The sequence below is a fragment of the Zhongshania aliphaticivorans genome, from assembly GCF_902705855.1.
GTDB classification, from domain to species: domain Bacteria; phylum Pseudomonadota; class Gammaproteobacteria; order Pseudomonadales; family Spongiibacteraceae; genus Spongiibacter; species Spongiibacter aliphaticivorans_B.
Genome location: NZ_CACSIJ010000001.1, coordinates 675,098 through 687,457 on the forward strand (window position 1 = coordinate 675,098; position 12,360 = coordinate 687,457).

Below are 12,360 nucleotides of genomic sequence, written 5' to 3' on the forward strand. Positions count from 1 at the left end.
GTGGTACAACTCGTCAAATTGCGCGTCACGCCTATAGCTGGCGCGCCGCCTTTTTGGCGTCGCATACCCGTGATAGTTATGTGCGTTTCTTGGAAATATATTTGACATTCGCCAGCCCTTCGAAATCGCCATCTTGAGTCCAGATTTCCGCGGAGAACTTGTGAGCAGTGGCAAAAATAATACTATCAGCTAGCGGTAACTTATGGAGAACGCCAAATTTAGCTGCATCCTTGGCAAGCTCCGAACCCAGCGGAACTACCTTACCCTGCTCCATATGAGCAGTGACAATCAGCGCAGCTTCTTCTCCTCGTTGGCGCAATACGTTCTTAAAAACCTCAGTGATTGTGATGCTTGGCACCAGCAGCTCTGATAGCTTTTCAATGGGTTCCGCGAAAACCGCAGAATTACCATCGCCGGCAAAATACGACAACCAAGCTGACGAATCTACGACATTCATGCCCGGTCTTCTTCCCGAAGAACCGTAGTATCAATTCCTTCCAGAAAGCCTCTCATCTCCTTCATCGGCTTGAGAGGAATCACCTCAATTCGCCCCTGGTACGATGTAATTTGGACCTTTTGCCCAGACACAATCCCCATGGATTCACGAATTTCTTTAGGAATAACAATCTGATACTTGGGAGAAACAGTTACTGAGGTCATGGCGGCACCTATCGATAAGGGTTTGGTATTACGATACCGTTATCGATCAGGGTGGTCAAGATGCATAGCGCCTTAATTCAGTGGCGCTTGAGGCGGCACCTGTCTTTGCGAAAGCAAAAATGGGCGCGGGTCAAACGTCCCTGCAATGTTTTGTTGGGCGTCAATTCTGCATGCTCTTCGATTAAGCCTGAAATGCATTCAGCCACAATTAAGAACTTATTCATCAACTAGAAACGACCACAAACCCAACTACGATGAACATGAAAATGATCAATCCCCACGGGAATTTTTGCCAAAATCGTTTGGAGTTGTACTTATCAACTAAGGCTTTTGTAGATTTCTCAATTTCAGCAACTGATTGCTCCAACTTAGCAGTCAACATCGCCTTGTCACTTGCCTTGCAGGGCTGGGGTTCTGCCACCAAACAGAGATCACCATCCGCCCAGTGCATAGTATGTCGGTAGTTGCCTCTCGACCAAGTTTGCCGCTTAACCGTCAGCGAGAGTACTGCGTTGCATCCGGCCTTCTTTGCGCCATTAATTAACGCATCACGGCATTCCTGTGGATCTTTGTAGAAAGGACTCTTGGCGGAAATCTTTAAGATAATTTCACCATGCTTAGGGGTGGACTCCCGCCTCACTATATGGCCATTGCACGGCTGAAGCACGGTCTCTTGTTCAATTTTGACAAGCTTTTTAGCTTGCATACCTTTCGGGCCGGGAACGTCATCGAACCCGAACATAACGCCCCGCTTTACCTCGTTAGGATTGAGGTCTTTAGGTAAACCTTTGACATGAAAAAAATAAGATTCGTTACCGTCGGCAATAAAACCATAGCCCTTCTGGGCACTAAAGGATTTGACTTGCCCCCTTGGCATAACACTCGCTCCCCTATTGAGAAATTATAATTTTCTTTCAATATTTTTAAAATTCTTCTTGGCACCTTCGTCAGTAATCTCTGCTGTTACCCGAAATGCTTTCACACTAATTTCCTACCTTTAGTACAGGTCTAGCTTTGACGCCCGTAGCAACGGGAGACAAAAGCCACAGGCTTTTGGCGATCCGATTGCCTGCGCTTGTTAAGGCTTGGTTGCGATGACGTATACATGCTTTTCCGGATATTGGTCTAGTTCTAGATGAAGAACGGACAAGCCATTGTTTATGAGCAACTGCAAATTTTCGTTAATACCAACGGAGCTATAGTAAAAAGTGTCATTGTGCCAGTGGCTCGTGTGCTCGCCACATTCATTGCCAAATGTGTACATGAGAACTCCGCCTTTTTCCAAGACTTCGCACAACCTGGCCACGATGGGCTTGTGCATGGCTAGAGGCAAATGAAAAATACTATCCCAAGCAAACACGAAATCGTACTTATCGCCTGGCTCCCATGAACATATATCTTGATGTAGAAAATTATGCTTGGGGTGATTGCCTTTTGCCAAGGCAACCATCTCTTCCGATGCATCAAGGCCAGTGACTAAAAACCCCTTGCTCTCCAGTATTCGGATGAACCTACCACCCGAGCCACATCCAACATCTAGAGCTTTTTTGCCTGAGGAAAGAAAGCATAAAGCCCGTTCGAGTTGCTTTACTCCATATGACGATTCTCGATGTTGTTCATGCCACCATCGGGCTATCTTGTCATACTTCTTTCCTAGTTCGAGAGGTTTCATACGAGAGCCTTAACGCCTGCGTCACGGGTGGCGAAAAGCGCAGCTTTTTGACATCCCGTGCACGCACTTGTTAGAAGTTTTTTCGCTCATTATTTACCTACTGGAATATGGTAAGTTGTAAAATACCGACCTAATTGTTCTGTTTTATGAACTTTAGTGGCCATTTTATTTAGTGCCTTGTACTCAGGCCTACTTTCGAGTAAATGAAATAGTATTTCTTTATGCCCTAACTCATTAGCCCAACACATGAGCACTTTAAAAATTGGAATGCCAAAACCCCAGAATTTTTGTGAGATAACAACAGCTAATTCAAAACCATTATCATCTGGCTGAATTCCACACCAACCAGCTAAAACCCCACCTATATAAACTGCCCGAATACGACAACCCTCTATCGCATCCACTTTAATTTTATCTCCCATCCACTCTTGAAGGCTGGCTGCATCAAAATATGGATGATCGATTAAATGTGTTCTCAGAGAATCCTCATTGACGACTGCCATGAAGTCTTCTGGATTCACTTGATTAAAACACAAAAATTCAATTTCACTCATATCTCAATACTTCTAACGCCGCGGTTTGGGGCTGACATGGAGCGCCAGCGGAATGGCAGTCCCAGCCGAAGGCGATAACACCGCCTTGTTATTGGGAGTCTTTGAATATGGGGCCCAAGCCATAAACTCTCCGACTTACGAAAAATCCCGCCAAAATGCTGATTGGCGTAAAGAATACTAATGCCAGAACAACACTCGTTCCCGGCTCACCTAGAGAATAGAAAACTGCATTTACAATTAAACTGGCAAGCAATCCAGAAACTAATCCACATGGCAAATGAGTAATACCAAAACGCTTACCTAGTGCTATCAGAGGCCACGCCAGCAACAGTATTAGACCGAACTTCATTTAGATTCCCAATAACGCTCGGCGTTGGGGCAGGCAAAATAAGCGCAGCGTTTTTGGCTGTCCCAGCCCCGCAGGGGCAACAACCGCCGCTTGTTAAAGGTTGCCAACTGTAATACCTACTATCACTAAAATTGCTAAACCTAAAATAAACCAGTTTCCAAACTTACGGTTAACAACTGACTCCTGCTCAGTGATTGGCTGCATTGGGAGAGAAGCAAGTTCTCCAAAACGACCTGAGAGCCACAAAATTGGCGCCAACAGCAGTACATAAATATTGTTACTGACAAAGAATATATAAACGCACAGCGCGATGGCCAGCCACGAAACTAAGAATGGCCACGCTGACTGGAAGCCAAAACGGTACTTAGAATGAACATAGCTTAGTTCACCACAGTTACTACATCTGGCGGGCATATCAGAGCCGCACCAAAACTTGGCCCAAACTCCTATTCCTTTTGCCTTACAGTGTGGACACTGAAACATGAAAGACCTTTAACAGTTGTTATAACGAACCAGGCCATATATCACTTTGGCCCCCTTATCACGGAACGGGCTTTAACGTTGATTGAAAATTTATAGGGAATTCAATTAGTTGGCGGCATCGCCATTAACGAGCGCCGGTCAAACTAAGACTACTTCCCTTTATTTCTGCCAAACATTCCTTTCCCTTGATCATATCGCGTTTTTTATAAAATTCAATGAGTTAACTAATTCGTCAGGTAGATAGTGGGAATGGCTCTACTGTTCACGAAGATTTATCGCGTGAAGCCAGCGAATATACGAGATATTTATGCACTGACTTTTGCACCAAGATAGCCGTATTGATGATGGGGATAAGCGATTTACTTGAATGGTTTAAATTGTGATCAGAACTTCAGCGACTGACCACTAACCTGACCACTCACGCATATCAATAATGAAAAGGTGGTCAAGCTCAAGGTAATGCGCTCGCCGGAAACGACAACACAAGACCTATAGTCATCATTTTGACCAATATATGATTCAAATGCTTGACCAATTTATGAGTGACTCAACCTTAGCTAGCTCATGACCGTGACTAGTAACCACGCGTTGTATATCACAAATGAAATCAACAGAATGCCGCCTTTAAGTCGATTAAGCTGCGTCGCTTCGCGTAAACCGAAGGTCATCACTAATAAGCCAACCGTCATCAGCATCATTGCTGCCCAGTCGCGGCTGATAATGTCGGCAGGAAATGAACTCATTGGGTTTATTACACCAGCAATGCCGATGACAGCCAGCAGATTGAACATATTGGAACCCACCACATTGCCAATGGCGATATCGTGCTCACCGCGACGAACGGCAATGATCGACGCCGCTAGCTCGGGGAGTGAGGTGCCAAAGGCCACAATGGTCAGGCCAATAATTAAATCACTTACTCCAAGTGCGTGAGCTACGGTAACTGCACCCCATACTAAAATACGTGAACTGATGATCAGTGCGACTAAGCCCATCACCAGCCAAAACAGCGCTTTTTTTATCGGCATCGCTTGCGCGATTAGCAACTCATCCGTTTCAGTTTCTAAGTTGTCGCCTCGGGTGCGCAGCGCCACAAATATTGTCCAGCTAACAAGCCCAATAAACCCCGCTAGCAACAAAAATGATTCAAAGCGAGTGAGTGCGCCATCCCACAATATAAAGCCGACTAAGCCACCAATGAGTGTCAGTAGTGGCAGTTCTTTGCGCACGATATTTGAGTGAACGCTGATCGGCGATATTAATGCGGTAATACCGAGAATCAGGCCAATATTAACTATGTTTGACCCAATCGCATTGCCCAGCGCGAGGTCTGGGTTGCCGTCGAACGACGCCATTGCCGAAACCACCATCTCGGGAGCCGAAGTACCAAAGCCGACAACCACCATGCCAATCAATAAGCTCGGCATGCCCAAATGTTTCGCCGTCGCGGCGGCGCCTTCAACAAAGCGGTCCGCGCTCCAAATTAACAGCACGAATCCACCAAGAATGGCCATTAGTGCAAGTGTCATGTCTTTGTACTACCTATGAATGAATACGGTTAAGTTAATTGGCGTGGCTGTGCAGGCGGGAAGCTAAAGTATGCCTGCTTAGACGCGCCGGCAGCATCTCATGCAGATTGAGTTGAAATCCATCTAAATTAAAAACTTTATGAGACCTTTGCACGAGCCGGAATTTTGTTCTTTGGCAAGGAAAAATCGCACGGAATGAGGGAGTTTATACTCATAAATGACCGATTGAGTACGATTTTGACGCCGGCAGAGGTCAAAATAACTATCGTGCAAAGGTCTCTTTATTCAAGCCCGATTATCGCTTCAAAATTTTAATTAGCGCGAATATGCCGCGCGGAATTTACCAACGCGGCATGCAAAGTAATTAAGGAATATGCGCTAAGGATTCCCTCACTTCTGCGGCGCTTGGCCTGAGTTGTTTAAGGCCTTTTTGCTCTCGCCATACACCAAGAAAATATAGGATTGGCGAGGCAATAAAGATTGACGAGCTGGTGCCAACAATAATGCCGAATAGCATAGGCTTGGCAAAGCTCGACACTGCATCGCCGCCTGCCACGGCCATCGGTAATATCGCCAATAAGGTGGTTGCCGATGTAAATAGCGTTCGCGTTAGTGTCGAGGAAATACTGTCGTTTAGAACGCGAATCAGCGGCGCCTCAGGATCGGCGCGCAACCCTTCACGCACGCGGTCAAATACAACCACTTTGTCGTTTATGGAATAGCCAATAAGCGCGAGTAGCGCCGCGACGGCGGTTAAGTTGAACTCCAGCCCAGTTAAGGCAAAAAAGCCAATGGTTTTGGTGATGTCTAAACCAATGGTAGCGATGGCCGCGGTGGCGAAATGCGATTCGTATCTAATCCACAAATACACTAGCATTCCAGCGGCGGCCAATAGCACGGCAAGTATGGAGGCGTCGGCAAAGCCGCCACTGATTTTAGGGCCAACCATATCCACGCGCGGAAACGTCGCCGCAGGATCTTCGCTGAGGATGGCTGCTTTTAGCGCATCTATCTCGTTGGCGTTTGACTGCTTATCGCTATTGTTAGCGGGTAGCCGCACCAGAAACTCGCCTGCATCGCCAAATTCTTGAATCGTTGCGCGCTCAAGGTCATTACTTAGCAGATTGCTGCGTAAACCCTGCACAGAGAGATGCTCGGCTTTCACATTCACTAAGGTTCCGCCGGTGAAGTCGACGCCATAATTTAGGCCTGCGCCAAAAAATAGCGCCACCGAGCCCAGCGACAATATTGCGGACAAGGCCAAGCCCATAAATCGCCCGCCTAGGAAGTTAGTATTGCGCTTGCTAAGCCGGTCCAGCATGGCAAAGCCAGAGAAAGACAGCACATCTCCTTGCCGCTTGCGGATATACCATTTAATTAATAGGCGTGTCACCGCGATAGAGGTAAACATCGATGTGACTAAGCCAATGGCAATTGTCACCGCAAAACCACGAACAGGGCCATTGCCAAACATAAATAGCAGGCTCACCGCGATAAGGGTGGTGACGTTGGCATCGATAATCGTTGCATAGGCTTTATCAAAACCGGCGTTGACGGCCGCCATTGCGCGCTTGCCACGTGCCGATTCCTCGCGGATGCGCTCGTTAATTAGAATATTGGCGTCAACGGCCATGCCGATGGTTAGAATAATACCGGCGATGCCTGGCAGGGTAAGCGTGGCGTTTAGCAGGCTTAATATGCCGAAGATTAGGCCAATATTAATGGTCAGGCTCGAGCAGGCAATTAAGCCCCAGCCTCGGTAGATGACTGTCATAAATAGTAAGACCAAAGCAGCACCGAATACGCCGGTAAACAAACCCATTTGAATGGCATCGCTGCCAAGGTCTGGGCCAACAGTGCGCTCTTCAATAACTGACAAGGGTGCTGGCAAAGCGCCTGCGCGAAGCAGCAGAGCAAGATCACTCGCTTCACTGGATGTAAAATTACCGGTTATTTCACCGCGACCGCCACCAATAACGCCTTGTATTACCGGTGCTGTAATCACCTTGTTATCGAGAACAATTGCCAGCGGCCTACCGATGTTTTTGCGGGTCATTTCGCCAAAGAGCTTGGCGCCGACATGGTCGAGTGCAAAGGTGACTATTGGCTCGCCGGTGTTTTGATGAAAGCCTAAACTCGCGTCACTAATATGCTCGCCTTTCATGGCAACTTGTTTTTCTAAGGTATAGGCTTGCTGGTCTTGACTGCTTAGCACGGTCATTGTTGGCACTGTGCTTTGCGGGCGCGCTACCCAGTGAAATGACATTTGTGCCGTCGTGCCCAGCAGTTGCCGAATATAGCTAGGGTCACTAACACCGGGCATTTGAATCAGTACGCCATCATCTCCTTGCCGGCTAATACTAGGTTCAACCAAACCGGTTTCATTGAGCCGCCGTCGAACCACTTCTAGGCTGCGGTCTAGGGCGTCTTTTCTGATTTGCGCAATATATTCTTCCGTCAGCGTGATGCTCAGGGTGCTTTCTTGCCCCGCGACTTTAAACATTCGCACGCCGGCAGGGGTCCTATTATGCTCAGTGGCCAGTGCCTTGGCTTTTTCTAAGTTTGCAGCATTGCGCAAGCTTAGCTGCCAATGTGTGCCGTCGGTCTGTGGCTTTGCATAGGCGATCTTGTTCTCTCGCAGCTGGGCCAATAGCTGCTCGGCAGCGCGCTCTACCGCGCCGTTAATGAGTGGGGTGGTATCAGCGCTCATAAGCAGGTGTGAGCCGCCCTGCAAATCTAAACCCAGTTTTAAGGTGTTGTGCGTAAACCACGCCGGTAAGTTTTGCTGCGCCTTGGTATTTAAAAAGTTTGGGGCCGCGCTGCCCAAACCAAGCAGTATGAGCAGTAGATAAACCACCACCCGTGTATTAAAGAACTGCATAAATAATCCTTTCAAATTAATGAAATAAAAATCGAAGTACAAAAATTGAGGAGGATTATTTAAACGGGGGTGCGCGCAGCCGTGGTCGCAGATGAACTAGCGTTTGTAGTGCGGGAGCCCAACTACCTGCTGATTTTACTAGGCCAACAAAGCGCCAATTAAGTTTGAGATTGAGGAAGCCGTTCGATAATGGGGTATAGAGGCGCTGATCACTCTCATCACGTTCAAGTACCAGAGCCGAACCACTAACACTTGAAAAAACGAAGACTTGAGCCGAATCGGCCCTATTAAAACTCTTGTCTGTATCTAACTCACCTGCCTGTAAATTAACCCCTGCGGCTAACATACCGATAAATGCAAATAGCCAAGCACGCAGGGAAGAAGCCGAGTGCTTGTGCAATTTTATCTTAATAGGTGGGCTAAACATGATGCCTAAATACAGTATCTAGAGTTAGCGGATTATTGGGGCGAATCATTCTTTAATCAAGCGCAGTTTCTAGCGATAAATTACCGAGTCTTAAATTTTACATTCGCGGTGAGTCAAGAATAGCTAACAATGAGGTGCGGCTGTGAACACGAAACTTACGATAAATACGCTTTAAGTGATTTTCTATGGTGTATTCAGACAGCTCCAGCGCCGCCGCTATTTGTTTATTACCGTGCCCACTACGAACTCCATCCACAACCTGACGCTCTCTGGCGGTAAGCATGCCATCTGAAAATGCTGGATCATGTGCTTTTGACTGCACTGCGACGACGGCCTGATCAATATGCATTTGACGTCGCACTAACTGGCCAATGTAATCATTTGAAGACTGCTGGAGTAAATCTTCGAGGTCTGCAGATACTTGATTTGCCGTGATATGTACCCCGCGAACACAGCTCTGGCGCATTACTCCGGCAATCATATGCAGGCCAGGCGCAATACAATGGGTGGCTGCAACAATCTCTTGATAGCCAATTAAATCCATATACTGCCAGTAAGGCTCACAGCGTCGCTGCTGGTCAGAGACCTCTAACTCCCGACGCTCCAAGATTCTCGCCCTTGAGCCAGAGTTCTCATCGTCACAATCATTGATGTTGCGCAGAAAAGGATCATAAGACCACAAATGACTGCTGTACTCGCTGTGCACGCGCTTTGACATACCGTGGTTATACAAAAAACTAACCGCACGCTGAGCGGGATTGGTGTCATACAAAAATACACAAAGATTACTCACCTTTGACCGTGCTAAGACCTCTGATGCTAATCCACTAACCTCTGAACCTAGCTCCATGTCACCTCCTGAACGCACTCACCACCGGTAATACACGCACATACTTTATTTATTGTGCTGGTGAATAATCGCGAGAATGAATCTGAAAACCTTCTTATATTTATATGTACTTAAACAAAAAAGGCGCTATGCAGTAAACACTCCATAGCGCCCAATCGCGAATTCCTTGTCGCGACTCTACAAGACTATTAAATCTTCAATACCGCCTTAATGCAGCTACCGCTGTGCTGTGCTGATACGGCCGCATTGATGTCGTTAAAATCGAAGGTTTGGCATAGTTTATCGAAGGGGAATTTACCTTCCATAAACAGATCAACCATGACCGGAATGAATTCAGACGGGATCGCATCACCTTCACAAATTCCTTTAATTTGTACACCACACAGCAGCATATTCAAAACACCAAACTCTAAATTTGGTTTATCTGGTTTTGGTACGCCGACCAGACCAATAGTGCCCGCCGCCGCCATCGCATTATATACGGCGGTGATCGCAGACTGCAGCGCAGTGGTATCCAAGGCGTAATCAATGCCATTCGGGCTTATTTCACGCAGCTTTTCCGTTACGTCTTCGCCATTCATTGGATCGATAACGTGAGTTGCACCTAGCGACAGCGCTAATTCACGACGATTCGCGTGTGGCTCAATGACTACAATCGGATTACAACCTTGTACTACCGCACCAAGTACGGCACTCAAACCCACTGCACCGCCACCAATAACAGCCACAGCGGAACCCGCTTCGCAGGCAAATGAGCGCATCATGGTGCCCGCACCGGTTTGAATACCGCAGCCCAAGGGCCCAAGCAGCTCAAGCGGCGCGTCGTTGCGAACTTTAACGACATTATTTTCGTAAGCAATCGCGTAGTTTGCAAAAGAAGACTGCCCAAAAAAGTGACCAGAAACCCGCTCACCATCTTTGCTTAATGCACTACTGCCGTCAGCACGCATCCCGACCATATTCAGCGGTGCAAAGCTTTGGCAATAATTGATGTGTTGATGACCGCAGGGCTTACACTGCTCACAATACGTGTAGGACAATACAACGTGGTCACCCGGCTTTACCGACGTCACTTTGCTGCCGACTTTTTCGACCACACCAGAGCCTTCATGGCCAAGTACGGCGGGCAACTGCGTTGGCAGCTCTTGGTCTCGCGCAGCAATATCGGTATGACATACACCTACGCCGACAATGCGAACTAAGACTTCGTTATCACGGGGATCTTCTAATTCAATCTCTTCAATTGCAAAATCAGCGCCAGATTCACGGGTCACGGCAGCAGTAATTTTCATATTTTTGTCCTGATAATATTTGCGTTAAATGCTCGGCATTCCGCGCAGGATTTTATTATTTACTTCCTGCAGAGCTTGCGCCGCAGGAAGTAACACTTAGAGGGGTTTTAAAACCTAGTCTAACAATGCGCAAACAGATTTTGATTCGGTGTACATCAATACACCTTCGTCACCCACTTCGCGACCAACACCTGATTCTTTAAAGCCACCAAACGGCATAGCAGCGTCGACAACAAAGTAGGTATTCAACCAGATAGTGCCAGCATGAATGCCCGCTGCCATTTTATGGCAGGTATTCATGTCTTTGCTGTAGATATTAGCCCCCAGACCAAAACGCGTTTTATTCGCCAATGAAATAGCTTCGTCCATGTCTTTAAATTTAGTCGCTGCCAATACGGGTCCAAAAATCTCTTCATTGAATACGCGCGATTCAGACGTCGCATTCGACAAAATAGTTGGCTCGATAAAGTAACCTTCGCTAGGCAAGGTTCTGCCAGCTGAGATTGCCTCTGCGCCCTCTTGTTGGCCGATATCGATGTAGCTTTGGATACGCTCTTGCTGCTTTTGATTGATAACGGGGCCAATCATGGTAGTTGGATCTTGGCCGTGACCGATAGGCAGCGCCTTAGCAACTTCTGCAATCCCTGCAATGACCGTGTCATAAATAGATTCATGGCACAGTAGACGTGAACCAGCAAAGCAGGTTTGCCCAGAGTTAAAGAAGATCGCCATTGCCGCATCGGGAATAGCACGCTCTAGATCGGCATCTGGCATGATGATGGTTGGTGACTTACCGCCGAGCTCTAAACTTACTCGACGCATATCATTCGCCGCAGTGCGCATAATGTGTTTACCAACCGGCGTAGAGCCAGTGAAGGCAATTTTGTCGACACCGGGATGAGTAATCAGCGCCTCGCCCGCTTCTTGGCCATTACCGGTAACGATGTTGAGCACGCCCGGTGGTACACCGGCTTCTAACATCAGTTCGCCCAGACGCAATGCGGTCAAGGAGGTCACTTCAGATGGCTTTAACACCATGGTGCAACCCGCTGCCAATGCAGAGGCGATTTTCCAAGATGCCATTGCTAAAGGGTAGTTCCACGGCACAATCGCGCCGACGACACCAATGGGCTGACGCAATGTGTAGGCATGATATTGGCGACCATCGCCAGATACCGGCAGGGTTTTACCGTAAATTTTAGTACACCAGCCTGCCATGTAACGGAACACTTCAACAGAAGAAGGAATATCTACCATCATTGCTAAATGCTTGGGCTTGCCGTTGTCTAAGCTCTCTAATAGCGCCAGCTCTTCAGCGTGATCTTCGATGGTTTGAGCAACGCGTTCTAATAATTTGCTGCGATCAATAGGACGCATTTTGGCCCAGCCCGGAGATTCAAAGGCCGCGCGTGCCGCTTTGACAGCAGCATCAACTTCTTCTGCACCACCGGCAGCAATATTAGTAAAGGAACGCCCCGTCGCTGGGTTAATTACTTCTAGGGTTTGACCACTTTGCGCAAACTTCCAGTCTGAACCAATCAGCATTTTGCCTGAAGGAATCACTGCATCTTCAATAGTATTCATAATCCGTTCCTGTTCTTATTTAATGAGTTATTAAAACTGTAAATAGCTTAGGCTGAGTGCTTACCAGTATTAAGCGATC

General features: G+C 47.4%; 11 protein-coding genes. 1 reads left to right on the forward strand and 10 read right to left on the reverse strand.

What is annotated here, in order from left to right; translation table 11 throughout:
- Positions 1 to 76: 76 nt before the first annotated feature.
- The 5 genes from GVJ32_RS03085 to GVJ32_RS03105 all read right to left on the reverse strand — a co-directional run bounded on the left by GVJ32_RS03085 (position 77) and on the right by GVJ32_RS03105 (position 2,886).
- Positions 77 to 457 carry a type II toxin-antitoxin system VapC family toxin gene (locus GVJ32_RS03085; protein ID WP_159238552.1) on the reverse strand — a complete coding sequence of 127 codons (381 nt, stop codon included), beginning with the start codon at positions 455 to 457 and terminating at the stop codon, positions 77 to 79.
- Positions 454 to 660, reverse strand: a complete 207-nt coding sequence (locus GVJ32_RS03090; RefSeq protein ID WP_103685330.1) for an AbrB/MazE/SpoVT family DNA-binding domain-containing protein — start codon at positions 658 to 660, stop codon at positions 454 to 456. The genes GVJ32_RS03085 and GVJ32_RS03090 overlap by 4 nt, the downstream gene beginning before the upstream one ends.
- A gap of 223 nt (positions 661 to 883) precedes the next feature.
- Positions 884 to 1,537: a cold-shock protein gene (locus tag GVJ32_RS03095; protein WP_159238553.1), complete on the reverse strand. Its 654-nt coding sequence runs from the start codon at positions 1,535 to 1,537 to the stop codon at positions 884 to 886.
- Between the two features lie 201 nt (positions 1,538 to 1,738).
- Positions 1,739 to 2,332, reverse strand: a complete 594-nt coding sequence (locus GVJ32_RS03100) for a class I SAM-dependent methyltransferase (protein WP_159238554.1) — start codon at positions 2,330 to 2,332, stop codon at positions 1,739 to 1,741.
- An 89-nt stretch (positions 2,333 to 2,421) separates the two neighbouring features.
- Complete coding sequence (locus tag GVJ32_RS03105; protein ID WP_062383255.1) at positions 2,422 to 2,886, reverse strand: hypothetical protein; 465 nt, start codon at positions 2,884 to 2,886, stop codon at positions 2,422 to 2,424.
- Positions 2,887 to 2,938: 52 nt separating this feature from the next.
- On the opposite strand from GVJ32_RS03105, the gene GVJ32_RS18385 reads away from it, so the two are divergent.
- Complete coding sequence (locus tag GVJ32_RS18385) at positions 2,939 to 3,067, forward strand: hypothetical protein (protein WP_286187507.1); 129 nt, start codon at positions 2,939 to 2,941, stop codon at positions 3,065 to 3,067.
- 1,208 nt (positions 3,068 to 4,275) lie between these two features.
- Here GVJ32_RS18385 and GVJ32_RS03110 read toward each other — a convergent pair.
- From GVJ32_RS03110 to GVJ32_RS03130, 5 genes are all read right to left on the reverse strand, one after another.
- Positions 4,276 to 5,247 carry a calcium/sodium antiporter gene (locus GVJ32_RS03110; protein ID WP_159238555.1) on the reverse strand — a complete coding sequence of 324 codons (972 nt, stop codon included), beginning with the start codon at positions 5,245 to 5,247 and terminating at the stop codon, positions 4,276 to 4,278.
- A 364-nt stretch (positions 5,248 to 5,611) separates the two neighbouring features.
- Complete coding sequence (secD, locus tag GVJ32_RS03115; RefSeq protein ID WP_159238556.1) at positions 5,612 to 8,128, reverse strand: protein translocase subunit SecD; 2,517 nt, start codon at positions 8,126 to 8,128, stop codon at positions 5,612 to 5,614.
- 524 nt (positions 8,129 to 8,652) lie between these two features.
- Positions 8,653 to 9,405 carry a helix-turn-helix transcriptional regulator gene (locus GVJ32_RS03120; protein ID WP_159238557.1) on the reverse strand — a complete coding sequence of 251 codons (753 nt, stop codon included), beginning with the start codon at positions 9,403 to 9,405 and terminating at the stop codon, positions 8,653 to 8,655.
- A gap of 188 nt (positions 9,406 to 9,593) precedes the next feature.
- Complete coding sequence (locus GVJ32_RS03125) at positions 9,594 to 10,697, reverse strand: NAD(P)-dependent alcohol dehydrogenase (RefSeq protein WP_159238558.1); 1,104 nt, start codon at positions 10,695 to 10,697, stop codon at positions 9,594 to 9,596.
- Between the two features lie 114 nt (positions 10,698 to 10,811).
- Positions 10,812 to 12,281, reverse strand: coding sequence for an aldehyde dehydrogenase family protein (locus tag GVJ32_RS03130; RefSeq protein WP_200841314.1), 1,470 nt, complete (start codon positions 12,279 to 12,281; stop codon positions 10,812 to 10,814).
- Positions 12,282 to 12,360: the final 79 nt, after the last annotated feature.

Excerpts from the sequence above, each read along its gene's own strand:
- GVJ32_RS03105 (WP_062383255.1), bottom strand. The coding sequence starts at position 2,886 with ATGAGTGAAATTGAATTTTTGTGTTTTAATCAAGTGAATCCAGAAGAC.
- GVJ32_RS03090 (WP_103685330.1), bottom strand. The coding sequence starts at position 660 with ATGACCTCAGTAACTGTTTCTCCCAAGTATCAGATTGTTATTCCTAAA.
- GVJ32_RS03085 (WP_159238552.1), bottom strand. The coding sequence starts at position 457 with ATGAATGTCGTAGATTCGTCAGCTTGGTTGTCGTATTTTGCCGGCGAT.
- secD (WP_159238556.1), bottom strand. The coding sequence starts at position 8,128 with ATGCAGTTCTTTAATACACGGGTGGTGGTTTATCTACTGCTCATACTG.
- GVJ32_RS18385 (WP_286187507.1), top strand. The coding sequence starts at position 2,939 with ATGGCAGTCCCAGCCGAAGGCGATAACACCGCCTTGTTATTGGGAGTC.
- GVJ32_RS03100 (WP_159238554.1), bottom strand. The coding sequence starts at position 2,332 with ATGAAACCTCTCGAACTAGGAAAGAAGTATGACAAGATAGCCCGATGG.
- GVJ32_RS03095 (WP_159238553.1), bottom strand. The coding sequence starts at position 1,537 with ATGCCAAGGGGGCAAGTCAAATCCTTTAGTGCCCAGAAGGGCTATGGT.
- GVJ32_RS03110 (WP_159238555.1), bottom strand. The coding sequence starts at position 5,247 with ATGACACTTGCACTAATGGCCATTCTTGGTGGATTCGTGCTGTTAATT.
- GVJ32_RS03125 (WP_159238558.1), bottom strand. The coding sequence starts at position 10,697 with ATGAAAATTACTGCTGCCGTGACCCGTGAATCTGGCGCTGATTTTGCA.
- GVJ32_RS03130 (WP_200841314.1), bottom strand. The coding sequence starts at position 12,281 with ATGAATACTATTGAAGATGCAGTGATTCCTTCAGGCAAAATGCTGATT.
- GVJ32_RS03120 (WP_159238557.1), bottom strand. The coding sequence starts at position 9,405 with ATGGAGCTAGGTTCAGAGGTTAGTGGATTAGCATCAGAGGTCTTAGCA.